This is a genomic window from Enemella evansiae (assembly GCF_004362375.1).
GTDB lineage: Bacteria > Actinomycetota > Actinomycetes > Propionibacteriales > Propionibacteriaceae > Enemella > Enemella evansiae.
On the sequence record NZ_SNXA01000009.1, the window covers coordinates 23,932 to 41,205 of the forward strand.

The window sequence follows — 17,274 nt, forward strand, 5'->3', positions numbered from 1 at the left end:
CCCGGAGACCATCCACCGCTCAGCGCGGCGGCGCGGTGGAGGCGCGCACCACCAGCGCGGGGGTGAACAGGATCTGCCGGGCGGCACCGGGGTCGAGCAGCAGACCGGCCGCCTCGGCGCCCATCTGGTACATCGGCTGGCGCACCGAGGTCAGCGGCACCGCCAGCTCGCCGGCGAAGGAGACATCGTCATAACCGAGCACCGACAGCTCACCGGGCACCGCGACCTCGGCCTCCCGGGCGGCGCGCATCGCCCCCAGTGCCACCAGATCGTTGATGCAGAAGACCGCGGTCAGCTCACCGTGGTCCTCCAGCAGCTGGGCCATCGCACCGTGCCCATTGGTGGCATCCATCGAGGCGACCTCGATCTCGATCAGGTCCTCGTCCGGATCCCCGCCGTGCTCGGTGATCGCCTGCCGGGCACCCTCGCGGCGGTCGCGGCACTGCTTGATGTCCAGCGAGCCGTTGAGGAAGCCGATCCGTCGATGACCCAGTGCCAGCAGGTGCTGCAGCGCGATCCGGCCGCCGGCGACATCATCGGAGGCCACCGCATCCAGATCCGAGTCGGCGGGCCGGTGGTCCAGCAGCACCACCCGGGTGCCCTGCTCCAGCAGGATGCCCAGGTTGTCCCGGGTGCCGCGGGAGGGGGTGACCAGCACCCCGCGCAGCCGCTGCTGGGCGAACTGTTCCAGCACCCGGCGCTCCCGTTCCGGATCGGCGTCGGAGGAGCTGAGCGACATGGTCAGGCCGGCCTCGATGAGCCGGTCCTCGATCCCCCGCGCCATCTCGGTGAAGAACGGGTTGGCGATGTCCAGCACCAGCACCCCGGCGGTCCGCGAGGCCCCTTCGCGCAGTTGCCGGGCGGAGGCATTGGGCACGAAGCCGAGTTCGGCGATCGCCGCGTGCACCCGGTCCCGGGTATCGGTGGAGACGATCTCCGGGCGGTTCAGCACATTGGAGACCGTGCCGACCGAGACGCCCGCGGCCCGCGCCACATCACCGATCCGCACCTTCGTCGCGCTGGCCATCACCCTCCTCCGCACCCCTCTTGCGGTTGTTCATCAAACCTGATTGAATCGTTTCATACCAACCGCGACACGGTCTGCGCGCGCCGCAACCGAACCGCTCGCCGCGGACCGTACGACGCCGAAGGAGCCGTCCATGACCGAATCCGCACCACGCCTCGCCGATCTGCCCGGCGAGGCCCGCGCCGCACTCGATGCCCAGACCATCGAGCTGCCGTCCTGGGCGTTCGGCAATTCCGGCACCCGGTTCAAGGTCTTCGGCACCCCGGGCACCCCGCGCGACCCCTTCGAGAAGATCGCCGACGCGGCCCAGGTGCACGCCCACACCGGGATCGCACCCCGGGTGTCGCTGCACATCCCCTGGGATCTGGTCGATGACTTCGACGCCCTCGCGGCCCACGCCAGCGAGCACGGCGTCCGGATCGGGGCGATCAACTCCAACGTCTTCCAGGACGACGACTACCGGCTGGGTTCGCTGTGCAATCCGTCGGCGGGGGTACGCCGCAAGGCGATCGATCACCACCTGCGCTGCATCGAGGTGATGCGGCGGACCGGATCACGGGACCTGAAGATCTGGCTGGCCGACGGGTTGAACTACCCGGGCCAGGACGATCTGCGGGCCCGCCAGGACCGGCTCGCCGAGGGCCTCGCCGAGATCTATGCCGGCCTCGGTGCGGAGCAGCGGTTGATCCTGGAGTACAAGTTCTTCGAACCGGCCTTCTATGCCACCGACATCCCGGACTGGGGCACCTCGCTGCTGCACTGCCTCGCCCTCGGTGAACGCGCCAAGGTGGTGCTGGACACCGGGCACCACGCCCCGGGCACCAACATCGAGTTCATCGTGATGCAGCTGGTCCGCGCCGGCCGGCTCGGCGCCTTCGACTTCAACTCCCGGTTCTATGCCGACGACGACCTGATGGCCGGCGCCGCCGACCCGTTCCAGCTGTTCCGGATCATGCACGAGATCGTCCGCGTCGGGGCCCTCGACCCCGCCGCGGGAATCAACTTCATGCTCGATGAGTGCCACAACATCGAGGACAAGATCCCCGGCCAGATCCGCTCGGTGCTCAATGTCCAGGAGGCCACCGCCAAGGCGCTGCTGGTGGACCGGGAGGCCCTCACCAAGGCGCAGGCCGCCGGCGACGTGCTGGCCGCGAACGGCGTACTGATGGATGCCTACAACACCGACGTCCGCGCCCTGCTGGCGGAGTGGCGCACGGACCGCGGGCTGCCGGCCGACCCGATGCGCACCTTCGCCGAGTCCGGCTATCTGGCCCGGATCGCGGCCGACCGGGTCGGCGGTACGCCCGCCGGCTGGGGCGCCTGAGGCCTCTCCCCTGTCCCCCCGAACTCCCTGTTTCGACACACCGGAAGGAAACCAGCGACATGACCCACCAGGCCGTCGCCGATCTGCTCGCCCGCTCGAACCGCCTCGGCAGCGATCCGCGGAACACCAACTACGCCGGCGGCAACACCTCGGCCAAGGGCACCGAGACCGACCCGGTCACCGGCGCCGATGTCGAACTGCTCTGGGTGAAGGGCTCCGGTGGTGACCTCGGCACGCTGCAGGAGTCAGGGCTGGCGGTGCTGCGCCTGGACCGGCTGCGGTCCCTGCCGAAGGTGTATCCGGGGGTGGAGCGCGAGGACGAGATGGTCGCGGCCTTCGACTACTGCCTGCATGGCAGGGGTGGCGCCGCACCGTCGATCGACACCGCGATGCACGGCCTGGTCGAGGCCGCCCACGTCGACCACCTCCACCCCGATGCCGGGATCGCGCTCGCCACGGCCGCCGACGGCGAGCGGTTGACCAAGGAGATCTTCGGCGAGCAGGTCGCCTGGGTGCCCTGGCGGCGGCCGGGATTCCAACTGGGATTGGACATCGCGAAGATCAAGGCCGAGAACCCGGCGGCGAAGGGGGTGATCCTCGGTGGTCACGGCATCACCGCCTGGGGGGACACCTCCGAGGAGGCCGAGGCCAACTCACTGATGATCATCGAGACCGCACAGCGCTACATCGACGAGCACGGCACCGACGAACCCTTCGGTGCGCCGCGGAGCGGTTTCGAGGCCCTGTCGGCCGAGCAGCGCCGCACCCGGGCCGCCGCCCTGGCACCGCTGCTGCGCGGCATCGCCTCCACCGACCGGCGGATGGTCGGTGACTTCAACGACGCCCCGGAGGTGCTCGAGTTCCTGGCCGGTGATCAGCTCGATCGGCTGGCCGAGCTGGGCACCTCCTGCCCCGACCATTTCCTGCGTACCAAGGTGAAGCCGCTGGTTCTCGACCTGCCGGCCGATGCCGAGCTGGACCAGGTGACCACCCGACTGCGGGAGCTGCACGAGGCCTACCGGGAGGACTACCGCGGCTACTACGAGCGCTACGCCACCGCAGACTCGCCCGCGATGCGCGGCGCCGATCCGGCGATCATCCTCATCCCGGGGGTCGGCATGTTCAGCTACGGCAAGGACAAGCAGACCGCCCGGGTGGCCGGGGAGTTCTATCGCAACGCGATCAACGTGATGCGTGGCGCGGAGGCGATCTCCACCTACACCCCGATCGAGGAGTCGGAGAAGTTCCGGATCGAATACTGGGCGCTCGAGGAGGCCAAGCTCGCCCGGATGCCCAAGCCACGCAGCCATGCCGGCCGGATCGCGCTGGTCACCGGTGCCGCCTCCGGTATCGGCCGGGCCATCGCGACCCGGCTGGCCGCCGAGGGCGCCTGTGTGGTGATCGCCGATCTGGACGCCGAGCAGGCCCGCGCCGCCGCGGCCGAGCTGGGCGGACCGGATGTGGCGATCGGGGTGGGCGCCGATGTCACCGACGCCGCCCAGGTGCAGGCCGCCGTCGACGAGACGGTGCTCGCCTTCGGCGGTGTCGACCTGGTGGTGAACAACGCCGGCCTGTCGATCTCCAAGCCCCTGCTGGAAACCAGCGAGGGCGACTGGGACACCCAGCACGCGGTGATGGCCAAGGGATCCTTCCTGATCGCCCGGGCCGCGGCGCGCGCGATGATCGAACAGGGCCTGGGTGGCGACATCGTCTACATCTCCTCCAAGAACGCCGTCTTCGCCGGCCCCAACAACATCGCCTACAGCGCGGTGAAGGCCGACCAGGCCCATCAGGTGCGGCTGCTGGCCGCCGAGCTCGGTGAGCACGGCATCCGGGTGAACGGCATCAACCCCGATGGTGTGGTCCGGGGTTCGGGGATCTTCGCGGGCGGCTGGGGTGCCAAGCGGGCCGCGGTCTACGGCGTACCGGAGAGCGAGCTCGGTGCCTTCTATGCCCAGCGCACCCTGCTGAAGCGGGAGGTGCTGCCCGAGCACGTGGCCAATGCGGCGGCCGCGCTGACCTCCGAGGAGTTCAGCCACACCACCGGGTTGCACGTGCCGGTCGATGCGGGCGTGGCCGCCGCCTTCCTGCGATGACCGGGCCGTCGGGCGCCCCGGCGGGGGCGCGGGTGTTCGGCGCGATCGACATCGGCGCCTCCGGGGGCCGGGTGATGGCCGGCGTCCTGACCGCTGGCCGGCCGGAGCTGCACACGGTGCACCGCTTCGGCAACCGGGCGGTACGCACCCCCGACGGGTTGCGCTGGGACTGGTCCCGGTTGGTCGCCGAAGTCGAACAGGGGTTGGGATCGCTGGCCGAGGCCTACCCGCAGACCGAGTCGATCGGCATCGACACCTGGGCGATCGACTACGGGTTGCTGGACGCCGAGGACCGGTTGCTCGCCGATCCGATGAGTTACCGCGATGACCGTGGCCCGCGGGCGGTGCCGGAACTGGATGCCCGGATCGATCGGCAACAGCAGTATGCGATCAACGGCTTGCAGCACCTGCCGTTCACCACCGGATACCAGCTGGCGGCCGAACGCTCGGGGCCGCTGTGGCCGCGGGCGGCGCGGATCGTGCTGCTGCCGGACCTGCTCGCCCACCACCTGACCGGTGTGCTGCGCACCGAGGCCACCAACGCCTCGACGACCGGCCTGGTCGATGTCCGCACCGGCGACTGGTCTGCCGAAATGCTTGCGGCGCTGGACATTCCGGCCGGCATGCTGCCGCCGATCGACCAACCCGGTGAGGTCCGTGGCCGGCTGCGGCCGGAGCTGGCCGAGCGCTGGGGGTTCGATGCGGTGGTGACGACGGTGGGGTCGCACGACACCGCGTCGGCGGTGGTCGGCGTGCCGGCGAGCTCGCGGAATGTGGCGTACGCCTCCAGCGGGACCTGGTCGCTGGTCGGGGTGGAGCTGGACGAGCCGGTGCTGACCGAGGCCAGCCGGGACGCCAACTTCACCAATGAGCGCGGTGTGGACGGCCGGATCCGTTATCTGCGCAACGTCGGCGGGCTCTGGCTGCTGCAGGAGTGCCTGCGGGCCTGGGACGCCGAAGCGGACCAGGCGGCGCTGCTGGCGGCGGCCGCCGAGGTCGCCCCCGGTGGGCCGCTGATCGACGTGGACGATGAGGAGTTCATCGCCCCCGACGGGATGCCGGAGCGGATCGCGGCCGCGCTGCGGCGTACCGGTGCCCCGGTTCCACAGGATCGCGCGGGTCTGGTGCGCTGCATCCTCGATTCATTGGCGGCGGCGTACGCGAACACCGCCAGCCGTGCGGCCGAGCTCGCCGGGCGGCGGATCGAGGCCATCCACCTGGTCGGTGGCGGTTCGCAGAACGAGCTGCTCTGCCGGCTGGTGGCGCAGGCCGCCGGGCTGCCGGTGATCGCCGGCCCCGTGGAGGCCACCGCATTGGGCAATGTCCTCGTCCAGGCGCGCGCCCATGGTGCCGCACCCACCACCCTGGAGGAATTGCGCCGCCGGTTGGCAACCAGCCAGGAACTCCGCCGCTACTGCCCCTGAGAGCTGAGACCATCGCCGCATGGATGCGTGGTGGCTCGTGGTGGTGCTGGTGGTCGGCATCCCGCTGGCCATCGCGATCACGATCGCGGTGCGCCGGCAGATCCGGATCAACAAGCTGCGCGGTCACGGCTGGGCCTTCGAGTCCGCACCGGGACCCGAGCCGGCATACCGGTTGAACTGCCCGCCGTTCGGTCTCGGCGAGCGGCGCCGGGTCAAGGATCTCATCACCGGTCAGACGGCCGGGGGGACGCCGTTCAAGGTGTTCCGCTACGACTCCGACGGTTTCGACAACCAGGTGCTGGTGCTGCCGCTGCCCCGATCGGTGCCCGAGACCCGGTTCACCGCCAACGGTTGGCAGGGTCAGGACCCGGCCTTCATCGATGCGATCCGGCCGGCGGTCGAGGCCGCCGCGGCCGGTTATCGGGCGGGCCCGCTGCACCTCAGCCTGGACGGCGCCGCGCTGGTCCTCTGCGGCGTACCGGTCGACCCGGATGAACTGAAGACGGCCGTCGAGCAGGCGTCGGCGATCCAGCGGGCCCTGGTGGCGGCGATCCCGGCGAATGCTCCGCAACCACTGGTACCGAATGAGCTGAGCGTCCACGGCCGGCCGCACTGGACCTATCGGGAGCAGGACGACTCCTGGCTCGACGTGGTCCGCACCAACGGCGCGCGCGGGGAGGCGGAGCGGGTGCTGTTCGGTGAGCACCACGGCATGCGTTGGGTGGCGCTGACCCATCACTGGACGACCACCACGACCACCACCTCGACCGATTCCGAGGGCCGCACGCAGACCCAGACCCAGACCCATCATCATCGCGAGGATCTCTTCGAGGTCTGGGTTCCCAGCGGATTCGGCAACCTGTCGCTGAACCGGTTCGAGCTCTTCGCCCGCCCGATCACCTTCGAGAGCGCGGCCTTCAACCGGAGGTTCAAGGTGCGCGGGGACGATCCCCGGTTCTGCCACGACGTGATCCATCCGCGGATGATGGAGTTCCTGATGGCCCGCGGGGCACCGGCCTTCGACATCGACGGCGGTGTCTACCGGACCGATTTCGCATACTCGCACGAGGCGATCGACCACCACCTGGAGTTCCTGCGGCAGTTCCTCAGCTGGGTGCCGTCCTTCGTCTGGGAGAACATCGGGCACCCCGATCCGCCAGACTTCGGCCCCAAACCGCTCCCGCGGTAATAGCATGCGAGTAACGCATCCACCGGAAGGGCGGTCATCATGTTGACCCTACGGACCTCCACCTCACTCATCATCTCCGGCATCCTCGCTATCCTCTTCGGCATCCTGGCGAGCATCTGGCCGGCCACCGCAATCCTCACGCTCGTGCTGATCTGGGGCGCCTACGCCCTGATCGACGGCATCATCATGCTGGTGCTGGCCTTCCGCCGCGGCGCCAGCGGCGCGGGCCGGGTCTTCCTGATCATCGCCGGCATCATCGGCGTCCTGGCCGGGTTGATCGCCCTGATCCGGCCCTTCCAGAGCGCGGTCGCACTCACCTGGGTGCTGGGCATCTGGCTGATGGTGCGCGGCATCATGGAGATCATCTCGGCCTTCAGCGCCGGCCGGGGCGGGCGGCGTTGGCTGCTGGTGCTCGGTGGTGTGCTCTGGTTGCTGGCCGGCATCCTGTTCGCGGCCAATCCCGGCGCGGCCGCGGTCGGCATCAGCCTGTGGATCGGCATCATGGCGATCATCTGGGGCGTCCTGCTGGTGATCGGCGGCATCCAGCTGCGGTCCGCGCTCAAGCAGGAGAACAGCCGCAACCTGAGCTGAGCAACCAGAAACCTCAGCCGTACGCCGCCGGCCGCCGGTCGGCGAAGACGTGGTTGTGCGGGCCGAGTCGCTTGTCCTCGGCGAGCGCCGGGTCGAGTTCGACCAGCAGCTCGGTCGGCACCGGGGCGGCTGCCGGACCGGCCAGCGGATAGCCATCCGGCCCGACGATCACCGAACCGCCGACCCAGTGCTGACCGCGTTCGACACCACAGCGGTCGGCCACCACCACGAACACCCGGTGCATGGCCGCCATCGCCTGGGCCCGGATCACATCGACCGGCCGCTCACCGGCCGGCGGTGCGCCATCGGCGGGCCAGTTCACCGGTGCGGCGAGCAGTTGGGCGCCGCGGCGGGCTGCCGACTGCACCAGCTCGGGGAACTCCAGGTCGTAGCAGACCAGCGGCGCGACCCTGCCGATCGTGGTCGCAACGACCGGTACCGGTTCGTCACCGGCGGTGAAGATCGCCGCCTCGGTGCCCCAGGCGTGCACCTTGCGGTGCACCGCGAGCAGCTCACCGCCCTCGACCAGCACCGCACTGTTGCGGAGCCGGTCACCGTCCCGTTCCGCCAATCCGGCGACCACCACGCACCCGTGCCGCCGGGAGCGTTCGGCGAGCGCGGTGACGAAGGGGCCGTCCAGGGGTTCGGCGAGCCGGAGCGCCTCGGCGCTGTCGGTGAACACGTAACCGCTGCTGGCGAGTTCCGGCAGCACCACCAGATCGGCGGCCGGTGCCAACCGGTCCAGGGCGTCGAGGACCCGGTCGCGGCTGCCCGCCTGATCGGTGATGTCGAGCGGGAGCTGGGCGGCGGCGACGGTGATCATCGCGCCGCGAGCCACTCCTGGCGGGCCCGCGAGGCGGCGAGCGCCGTCCGTGGCAGCACCGATCGGGGCGCCAGATAACCGTTGGGGTCGAGCACCCAGTCGTTGGCGGCGGCCTGTTCGACCACCTCGGGCGCCCAGTCCAGCAGCACCCGGCCATCACCGCCGCAGACGATCACCAGTTCCCCGGCATCCTCGCCGGCGGCCGGTTCCACCAGGCGGGCGCTGCGCCAGGCACCGGGGGGCACCGAGATCTGGTCGGCGGGGCCGACCCGCACGGTGCGTGCCTGCTCGGCCTCGTTCACCGTCACCTCCCAGACCCCGGTACGCCCGATCAGCACCGACGGCTGGTCGTGGCGATGCCGCAGGATGCCCTGCCCGGCCTCGGCACGCAGCACCGCCAGGTTGAAGCTGTGCGGTTCGGTGAGCCGGGGCGCCTGCCGCCGGTTCTCGCTGATCCCGTAGCCGATCACCAGATCGAGACCGGCCGCACCGCCGGCCGCCCGGGTGCAGAGCAGCGCGTCGGGGTCGAAGACCCGGTCGCCGACCTGCGAGACCCGGGTGCGCATCTCGGTCGGGGTGTAGTGGGTCAGCTGGTCGATCGACCGCTGCTCCATCGGGGTGATCAGCTCGGCGTCATCGGGTTTGGGCTGCCCGTTGACGGTGTCGATGAGCATGTTGTCCGCGCTCAGGTAGAGACCGTGGTTCTCGGCCTGGCGCAGCACCGAGGGGCCCCAGATGATGCCACCGGTGTCGTCGTGACCGAGCACGGTGAGCAGCACGCCGGAATCCTCGCCCTCGTTGGTGAATCCGCGGAAGATCCACGGCGGCACCGAGATGATGTCCCCGTCGGTGGAGAGATATTCACCCTCGTTGCCGTCGGCCCCCCAACGCACCCGGTAGGTGCCACCGAAGTTCAGGAAGACCTCGGCGGTGAAGTGCAGGTGCAGGCTGTTGGTGGTGCCGTGCGGCATGCCCGCCGCACCGGTCTGGAAGCCGTGCGGTTCGGAGAGGTTGATGAACTGCTCGGAGCTCTGGGAGACACCGACCCCGATGAAGGAGTAGTTGTCCTTCAGATCCGAACCGGGTGTGCGGCAGTCGATGAAGGCCGCCTTGCACGGCACCCAGTCGGTGCGGGCGATCGTCCGGCGCCGGAGCTCTTCGGCGCTGATGGTGGGAACTGCTGTGGGCATTGGCTTTCTCCGGATCAGTAGAGGTTGTCGAACTCGTGCACCAGGTCACCGCGGGTGGCGTTGATCTGGGCACGCAGCCCGATCTCGTCGTAGACACGCATCTCGCGCACGATCCGGCCTTCGTGCAGCTGGAACTGGGAGATGCCGAGCAGGTCGATCGGGGCACCGGTGAGCGGGCCGAACTTCGCGATACCGGTGTAGCTGCCGCGCATCTTCCAGAGCACCGCGATCCGCAGGCCGCCGTAGCGTACGCCGTTGTTGGTCTGCACATCGCGCACCTCGAAGGTGGCGTCGGGGAACGCCGAGACCAGGTCCAGGGTCGCCTGGCCGTAGCCTCGGGGCCGGATCAAGGTGGCGTCACCGACGGTGTGCAGGAACAGGTCCCGGTCGAAGAAATCCTTGATGGTGTTGAGATTCCGGCGGCTCCAGACGCTGTCGATCATCTCCAGCACCAGCTCGCACTCGCCCCGGTATTCATCCGGTCGCGGACCGGAATCACCGGCGGCGAGCACATCGGCGGGCGGATCGTCGGTGAGGCTCGGCTGATAGCCGACGAACTTCTGCCGACGCGCGACCTCATCGGGATCCAGCCCCCGGTTCAGGCACTTCGTCAGTTCGTCGCGGACCACCCATTCCTCCACCATCCGGCCGCGCCGATAGAGGCAGTTGGCGATGGTGCGGCTGCTGGTGATCCGGCGCCCGTTCGGGGTGTCCACCGGGTCGCTGGCGAAGACCAGGTGCGAGCTGAGGAAGGCGTCGTCACCGCGGGCCTCCCAGATGACGTCCTCGGCCTGCCCGACGTGGTCGTAGTCGGTGGCCATCCGCATCGTGCTGCCCTGGACCACCTGCTCCACACCGATCGCGGTCCCGAACGGGCCGTGCACGATCGAGTCCGGCTCGTAGTTGTCGTAGATGTGCGAGATGTCCTTGTCCACCCAGATCAGGTCGGTGACCTCCCGGATGAATGCGTCGGGATCTGCATAGGGCCGGTAGGCCACCTCATCGAGTGCCATGTCTTCCTCCTGCCCACCACGGGGCCGCCGAGTTCAGTCAACGTGACTGTATGCGTATGCATTGATGTGTGCAAGACCCTGCCCGGAATCCGAGGGTGCCCCGCCGACGATCAGCCGCGGTCGGCGGGGCCGATGCTGCCGCGCTCGAGGAACGAGCTCTCGAAGACCTGCTGGGTGAAGGTGTCCTCGGCGCGCCCCTCCGCCCGCTCGGCGATCAGGCGCACCGCGGCGCGCGCCATGCCCGGCAGGTCGAAGGCCACGGTGGCCAGGTCCAGCAGCGGCCAACCGGCCATCGGCAGGTCGTCGAAGCCGAGCACCGAGATCTCCTCGGGGACGCGGACCCCGCGCTCGCGGGCGGCGTTCAGCACCCCGACCGCCACCACGTCGTTGCCGCAGACGACCGCGCTCGGGCGTTCCGGCAGGTCGAGGATCTCGCTCATCCCGGCATGGCCGGAGGCCACATCGAAGGGTCCGCGGCGGCAGGCGGCCTCGTCGAGCACCAGGCCGGCGGAGCTCAGCGCGGCGCGCAACACGGCCTCGCGGTGCAGGCCGGTGCTGGTGTTCTGCGGACCCAGCACCGCACCGACCCGGCGATGCCCCAGCTCCGCCAGCCGGCGCGCCGCGGCGGCGTACCCGGCGGTGGCGTCGACGACCACCGAGTCGGCCGCCACCCCCGGTACCGTGCGGTTGAAGTAGACGAAGGGCAGCCGCCGATCACGGAGCCGGATCGGCAGCGCGGAGTCGGTGGTCGAGGTGGTGAGCACGACCCCGTCCAGCCCGTTGGCGATGATCCGCTCGGCCACCGGATCGGCCTCCTCGGACTCCGGCAGCAGCACCATCTCGTATCCGGTGGCGCGCAGCTCCCGGTACAACGGCGCGATCAGATGGGGATAGAACGCGTTCTCCACATCGGTGAGCAGCAGGCCGATCCGGTGCGAGCGCCCCACCGCCAGGGCACGGCCGGTGGCGCTGGGCACGTAACCGAGCAATCGGGCCGCATCGCGGATCCGGGTCTTGGTCGCCTCGGACACCTTGGGGTCGTCGCGCAGGGCGCGGGAGACCGTCGGCTGGGAGACGCCGACATAGCGCGCGACGTCCTGACTGGTGACCACAGCACCTCCCGTGTTGCTCATGGGCGTCGGACCACCACGTGCGGGCCAAGCCGTCACAGGCTAACCCACGGCGCGACCGGTCCACTCGGGCACGATTCCCGACCCGGGTCCCCGTTACCCCTTGACGGCGTCATCGACACCGCCTTCAATGTAGGGCATACGTATGCTATTGACGAGAGGTTCACGGTGTCAAAGGTTCTCAAGTCCGGACGCTCGAAGTCGTTCATCGATACCAATCAGGCGGACGTGCAGCAGCGCGTGACCGAGCTGATCGCCGAAATCCGCGGACGCGGTGAGGCAGCGGTGCGGGAATGCTCCGCGCAGTTCGACAACTGGGAGCCGGAGTCCTTCCGGTTGTCCGAGGAACAGATCCAGCAGATCATCGGCACCCTGGACCAGCAGGTGATCGACGACATCGCCTTCGTGCAGGAGCAGATCCGCGGCTTCGCCCAGGCACAACGGGATTCGATGACCGACATCGAGGTGGAGACCCTGCCCGGGGTGTTCCTGGGCCACACGCATGTGCCGGTCGCCTCCGCCGGGGCGTACATCCCCGGTGGCAAGTATCCGCTCACCGCCTCGGCGCACATGACGATCATCACCGCCAAGGTCGCCGGCGTCCCCCGGGTGGTCGCCTGTACGCCACCGATCCGCGGCGAGATCCCGGCAGCGACGATCGCGGCGATGAAGATGGCCGGCGCCGATGAGATCTACGTGCTCGGCGGGGTGCAGGCGGTCGCCTCGATGGCGATCGGGACGGAGTTCATGGAACCGGTGAACGTGATCGCCGGGCCCGGCAATGCCTATGTGGCCGAGGCGAAGCGGCAGCTGTTCGGGGAGGTCGGGATCGACCTGTTCGCCGGGCCGACCGAGATCCTGATCCTGGCCGATGAGACCGCCGACCCCTTCCTGATCGCGGTCGACCTGCTCTCCCAGGCCGAACACGGCCCGGATTCGCCGGCGGTGCTGGTCACCACCGATGAGGGGCAGGCTGCTCGGGTGCTCGAGCTGATCGAAGAGATCCTGCCCGGATTGCAGACCCGGGACATCGCCGAGGTCGCCTGGCGTGACTACGGCCAGGTGATCGTGGCCGACTCGATGGACGAGCTGTGGCAACTGGGTGACGAGTTCGCCTCCGAACACGTGCAGGTCTTCACCAGCGAACCCCGGGATGCGTTGACCCGGATGCAGGACTACGGCGCACTGTTCCTCGGTGAGAACACCTGTGTCTCCTACGGCGACAAGGTGATCGGGACCAATCATGTGCTGCCGACCCTGGGCGCCGCCCGCTACACCGGTGGCCTGTGGGTCGGGAAGTATCTGAAGACCTGCACCTATCAGGAGATCCGCGATCCCGCCGCCAGCGGTGAGCTGGGCCTGGTCTGCGGCCGCGCCGCCCGGGTGGAGCTGTTCGAGGGGCATGCCCGCTCCGGTGACGCCCGCGCGAATCGCCATCTGGGCAGGGATTTCGCCTGGATCGACGAGGTCGGTTCCCTGCAGGCGGTCCGGTGAGCGGCGACGATCCGCTCGCCGGGCGGACCGCGCTGGTCTCCGGTGGCGGCAACGGCCTGGGGGCGGCGATCGCACGGACCCTGGATGCCGCCGGCATCCGCGTCATCATCACCGGCCGGACTCTTGAGAAGCTCACCCGGGTCGCGGCGGAGCTCGGTGGCCGGCCGCGGGTGGAGACGGTCGACGTCTCCGATCCGGTGCAGGTCGAGGAGCTCGCCGAACGATTGTCCGACGAGCGGATCGACGTGCTGGTGAACAATGCGGGCATCGCCGGGCCGGTGGCGCCATTGATCGAGATCGAACCCGAACAGTGGGACGAGGTGTTCGACATCAACGTCCGCGGCACCTATCTGATGTGCCGCGCCTTCCTGCCGCCGATGATCGAGCGCGGCACCGGCGATGTGATCAACATCGCCTCGGTCTCCGGCAAACGGCCGCTGATCCGAAGGACCCCCTACTGCGCCTCCAAGATGGCGGTGATCGGGTTGACCCAGACCCTCGCGTTCGAGGTCGGCCCATCCGGGGTGCGGGTGAACACCCTCTCCCCCGGTCCGGTCGAGGGCGAGCGGATGGACCGCAACTTCCGGATGGAGGGCGAGCGCACCGGTGCCGGATCCGAGGCCGCTCGGGAGGCCTTCGTCTCCCGGGCCGCGTTGGGCCGGATGGTCACCGAACAGGAGGTCGCCCAGGCGGTGCTGGCGATGCTGCAGCTGCCGGGAATGACCGGTGCCGACATCGATCTGTCCGGTGGCATGGTCGCATGAGCAGCATCAGGCAGCGCCTGGACGCCGGTGAGCGGCTGATCGGGGCCCTGGTCCGGATTCCCAACGAGGAAACGATCGAGATGCTCGCGGTGGCCGGGATGGACTTCATCCTGCTGGACTGTGAACACGGCCCCAGTGAGGTGCAGGCGGTCCGCCAGCACATCGCGGCCGCATCGATGTATCGGGTGCCGGTGCTGGTGCGGGTCGGTGGTTCCGAACCCCAACTGGTGCTGCGCGCCCTCGACCAGGGCGCCGAGGGCATCGTCGCACCGCACACCGATTCGGTGCAGCTGGCCGAGGAGCTCGTCCGCGCGGTGCACTACCCGCCGCAGGGGAATCGCGGTTTCGCCACCTATTCGCGGGCCGGTCGCTTCGGCACCGTGCCACCCGAGGAACACCGCCGGCACCAGCTGGAGCACACCCTGGTGGTCGCGATGATCGAGTCACCGCAGGCCGCAGCCGACAGCGCGGCGATCCTCGCCGTCCCGGGGATCGACGCGGTGATGATCGGCACCGCCGATCTGGCCGCCGCCACCGGGGCGGATGATCCGACACCGGCCGAGTCGGTGGCCGCGGTGCATCGCGCCTGCGCGGCGACCGGCACCTGGCGGATGGACATCCGCAACACCGTGGACGCGGCTGTTGCGGCGTACGCCGAGGGCGCCCAGCTGGTCGTCTACAACCTGACCGCGCTGCAGCTCGAGCTCTTCCAGCGCGCGGCCGCGGTCCGGCCGGACTGAGCGTTCAGGCTCGCAGCCACTGCCCCAGGGCGGTGGCCACCGCGTCGGGAGCCTCCAACGGAGTGAGGTGACCGGCATCCGGCACCGGCACCAGCACCGCCCCCGGGATCGCTGCGGCGATCTCGTGGTGCCGAACAGCTGGGCAGAGGGCGTCCCGCTCGCCGTGCAGCACCATCGCCGGCACCGCGACCTGGTGCAGCCCGGGCAGCTCGGCCACCCGGGTCTGCTGGATCTGCAGCTGGCGGGCCAGCAGCGCCGAGCCGGTGCGCTCCCCCATGGCGATCACCGGCCCGGCGAGCCGGTCCCGGTGCTGATCGGTGATCAGCAGGTCGAGGATCTCCGTCTGGTACGCCGCAGCGGTCAGGCCACCGGTGAGCCGGTCGCGCACCTGCTGCCAGCCGGCCCGTTGCGCGTCGGTGGGGGCCAGCGCATTCGTGTCCAGCAAGGCGATCCGGGTGATCCGGTGCGGCGCGATCCGGTGCATCGCCATCGCCACGATGCCACCCAGGCTGAGCCCGGCCAGCGCGAACCGGTCCGGCAACCGGGCCAGCAACCGGTGTACCGAGTCCTCCAGATCCGCACCGTCGATGACCGGGGTCAGTGCCTCGCGACCCAGCCGCTGCAGCACCGGCGACCAGAGCTCCGCGGTGCAGTTCATCCCCGGCAGCAGGACCAGCGGCGTACCGGCCACCTCAGCCCTTCACCGAACCGGAGGCCAGCCCGGCGACCAGGTACTTCTGGGCGAAGAACGCGATCGCCACCACCGGCAGGGTGAGCAGGATCGTCGCCGCACCGGCCTGTTGCAGCATCGGCAGCGTCTGGCCGAGCTGGGTGGCGATGAACACCGGCACGGTCTTGGCGTTCACATCGGTCAGCACGACGGCGGTGAGGTATTCCTGGAAGGCGAACAGGAACACGAAGATCCCGGCGGTCAGGATGCCCGGTCCCATCAGCGGGATCATGATCCGGCGCAGCACCTGGAACCGGGTGCAGCCGTCGATCATCGCGGCCTCGTCGAGTTCGATCGGCAGCTCGGCGAAGAAGTTGCGCAGCAGCCAGATCGAGAACGGCTGGTTGATCGCGATCAGCGCCAGGGCCAGTGCCGGGGTGGTGTCATAGATGCCGATCGACTTGGTGAACTCATACATCGGCAGCACCACCGAGAATCGCGGCAGGGCACGGAAGATCAACGCGATCACCAGGATGATCGCCGAGACGTAGCTGGGGAACCGGGACAGCGCATAGGCCGCCGGCAGGCCGATCACCAGGGCGACCACGGTGGAGATCACCGCGACGACGATCGTGTTGATGAGGTATTTGTAGAAGTCGGTCGTCTGCCACAGGTCGACGAACGCCTGACCTGTCGGCGCGAAGGTCCACACCGGCGGGTTCGCGAAGGCGACATCGGTCGGCTTGATCACCGAGATCGTCGTCCACAGGAACGGGGCCAGCATGATCACGCAGGTGGCCAGCAGGAACAACCCGATCAGCACCGTGGTCGGCCGGGTCCGGCCGCGCGGGCGCGCGGTGCGGGTTGCATGGATCAGCCGATCGGCAGAGGCGAGCTCAGCCATTTCGTGCCTCCTTGAGGATTCCGCGGATGAAGGGCCACAGGGCGAGCAGGATCAAGATGATGGTGAGCACGTTGATCGCACTGCCCAGGCCGAGCTGGGGATTGCCCTCGGTGAACGCGATGTGGAAGACATAGAGCATGATCGACTCATTGCCGATCGAGGTCGCCTGCGGGCTGAGCGGGATCAGGTTGTCCATCACCCGCAGGATGTCCATCACCAGCACCAGCGAGACGAACACCATCACCCCGCGAATGGTCGGCAGGATCACGTGCCAGTGCAGGGAAAGCGGGCCGGCACCATCGATCTGGGCCGCCTCCAGCGACTCCTCGGGCACGCCCTGCAGGCCGGCCAGGATCATCAGCATCGCGAACGGCAGCATCGACCAGACGACGTTCAGCAGGATGACCAACCGGTTCGGCCAGACATCGGTGAACCAGAGCACCTCCTGGCCGGTCAACTGGCTGACGATCAGATTCGCGACCCCGCCGAAGTTGGTGTCGAAGAGCCAGGAGAAGGCGGTGGCGCCGACCACGTGCGGGATCACATAGGCGATCAGCATGATGCCGAGCACCACCGGCCGGGCCCGCTTCAGCCGGTTGATCATATTGGCCAGCACATAGCCGAACAGCAGGATCACCACCACCGCGGCCGCGGTGAGCAGCACGGTGAACCAGACCGCCTCCAGGAATCGCGGATCGGTCAGCGCACTGGTGTAGTTGTCGAAACCGACGAAGGTGCCGGGTGAGCCGTAGGTGACCTGCTGGAAGCTCCAGACGATGGTCCGGTAGACCGGCACCGCCAGGAAGCCGAACATGATCAGCAGGCTCGGGGCGATCAGCAGCCAGAATTCACGACGTTTCATTCCAGGTCTCCTCGCTTCGGCCGAGGGAGTACG

At 69.2% G+C, this 17,274-nt stretch carries 16 protein-coding genes; 8 read left to right on the plus strand and 8 right to left on the minus strand.

Annotation, left to right across the window (positions count from 1 at the left end):
- Positions 1-19: 19 nt before the first annotated feature.
- Positions 20-1,027 carry a LacI family DNA-binding transcriptional regulator gene (locus C8D81_RS08280; protein WP_094401774.1) on the minus strand — a complete coding sequence of 336 codons (1,008 nt, stop codon included), beginning with the start codon at positions 1,025-1,027 and terminating at the stop codon, positions 20-22.
- Between the two features lie 133 nt (positions 1,028-1,160).
- On the opposite strand from C8D81_RS08280, the gene rhaI reads away from it, so the two are divergent.
- The 5 genes from rhaI to C8D81_RS08305 are packed head-to-tail and all read left to right on the plus strand — an operon-like array spanning position 1,161 to position 7,651.
- Positions 1,161-2,351 (plus strand): L-rhamnose isomerase, encoded by a 1,191-nt coding sequence (gene rhaI, locus C8D81_RS08285; RefSeq protein ID WP_094429843.1) that lies wholly within the window; start codon positions 1,161-1,163, stop codon positions 2,349-2,351.
- Positions 2,352-2,410: 59 nt separating this feature from the next.
- Positions 2,411-4,447: a bifunctional aldolase/short-chain dehydrogenase gene (locus tag C8D81_RS08290; RefSeq protein WP_094429842.1), complete on the plus strand. Its 2,037-nt coding sequence runs from the start codon at positions 2,411-2,413 to the stop codon at positions 4,445-4,447.
- Entirely contained in the window at positions 4,444-5,871 is a 1,428-nt protein-coding gene (locus C8D81_RS08295; RefSeq protein WP_133625896.1) for a rhamnulokinase, read from the plus strand. The genes C8D81_RS08290 and C8D81_RS08295 overlap by 4 nt, the downstream gene beginning before the upstream one ends.
- 19 nt (positions 5,872-5,890) lie before the next feature.
- The gene (locus C8D81_RS08300) at positions 5,891-7,060 is read left to right on the plus strand and encodes a hypothetical protein (RefSeq protein ID WP_133625897.1); all 1,170 of its coding nucleotides are present in this window, start codon (positions 5,891-5,893) and stop codon (positions 7,058-7,060) included.
- 39 nt (positions 7,061-7,099) lie between these two features.
- Entirely contained in the window at positions 7,100-7,651 is a 552-nt protein-coding gene (locus tag C8D81_RS08305) for an HdeD family acid-resistance protein (RefSeq protein ID WP_094426737.1), read from the plus strand.
- A gap of 13 nt (positions 7,652-7,664) precedes the next feature.
- On the opposite strand, the gene C8D81_RS08310 is transcribed toward C8D81_RS08305, so the two are convergent.
- The 4 genes from C8D81_RS08310 to C8D81_RS08325 form a co-directional block, all read right to left on the minus strand.
- A complete protein-coding gene (locus tag C8D81_RS08310; protein ID WP_133625898.1) occupies positions 7,665-8,474 on the minus strand; it encodes a nitrilase-related carbon-nitrogen hydrolase in 810 nt (269 codons plus the stop codon).
- On the minus strand, positions 8,471-9,664 hold the full coding sequence (locus tag C8D81_RS08315) for a cupin domain-containing protein (RefSeq protein ID WP_133625899.1): 1,194 nt from the start codon (positions 9,662-9,664) through the stop codon (positions 8,471-8,473). The genes C8D81_RS08310 and C8D81_RS08315 overlap by 4 nt, the downstream gene beginning before the upstream one ends.
- 14 nt (positions 9,665-9,678) lie before the next feature.
- On the minus strand, positions 9,679-10,677 hold the full coding sequence (locus C8D81_RS08320) for a nuclear transport factor 2 family protein (RefSeq protein ID WP_133625900.1): 999 nt from the start codon (positions 10,675-10,677) through the stop codon (positions 9,679-9,681).
- 110 nt (positions 10,678-10,787) lie between these two features.
- Positions 10,788-11,810 (minus strand): LacI family DNA-binding transcriptional regulator, encoded by a 1,023-nt coding sequence (locus C8D81_RS08325; RefSeq protein ID WP_094356344.1) that lies wholly within the window; start codon positions 11,808-11,810, stop codon positions 10,788-10,790.
- Positions 11,811-11,975: 165 nt separating this feature from the next.
- Between C8D81_RS08325 and hisD the strand changes: the two genes are divergently transcribed.
- From hisD to C8D81_RS08340, 3 genes are read left to right on the plus strand one after another with little or no spacing between them, the layout of a single operon-like run.
- Entirely contained in the window at positions 11,976-13,301 is a 1,326-nt protein-coding gene (gene hisD, locus C8D81_RS08330) for a histidinol dehydrogenase (protein WP_094429837.1), read from the plus strand.
- Entirely contained in the window at positions 13,298-14,065 is a 768-nt protein-coding gene (locus C8D81_RS08335; RefSeq protein ID WP_094429836.1) for an SDR family NAD(P)-dependent oxidoreductase, read from the plus strand. The genes hisD and C8D81_RS08335 overlap by 4 nt, the downstream gene beginning before the upstream one ends.
- Positions 14,062-14,805 (plus strand): HpcH/HpaI aldolase family protein, encoded by a 744-nt coding sequence (locus C8D81_RS08340; protein ID WP_094429835.1) that lies wholly within the window; start codon positions 14,062-14,064, stop codon positions 14,803-14,805. The genes C8D81_RS08335 and C8D81_RS08340 overlap by 4 nt, the downstream gene beginning before the upstream one ends.
- Positions 14,806-14,809: 4 nt before the next feature.
- Here C8D81_RS08340 and C8D81_RS08345 read toward each other — a convergent pair whose 3' ends face one another.
- From C8D81_RS08345 to C8D81_RS08355, 3 genes are read right to left on the minus strand one after another with little or no spacing between them, the layout of a single operon-like run.
- Positions 14,810-15,496: an alpha/beta fold hydrolase gene (locus C8D81_RS08345; protein WP_094429834.1), complete on the minus strand. Its 687-nt coding sequence runs from the start codon at positions 15,494-15,496 to the stop codon at positions 14,810-14,812.
- A gap of 1 nt (position 15,497) precedes the next feature.
- Positions 15,498-16,379 carry a carbohydrate ABC transporter permease gene (locus tag C8D81_RS08350; protein ID WP_094356349.1) on the minus strand — a complete coding sequence of 294 codons (882 nt, stop codon included), beginning with the start codon at positions 16,377-16,379 and terminating at the stop codon, positions 15,498-15,500.
- Positions 16,372-17,241, minus strand: coding sequence for a carbohydrate ABC transporter permease (locus C8D81_RS08355; protein WP_166646729.1), 870 nt, complete (start codon positions 17,239-17,241; stop codon positions 16,372-16,374). The genes C8D81_RS08350 and C8D81_RS08355 overlap by 8 nt, the downstream gene beginning before the upstream one ends.
- Positions 17,242-17,274 lie beyond the last annotated feature (33 nt).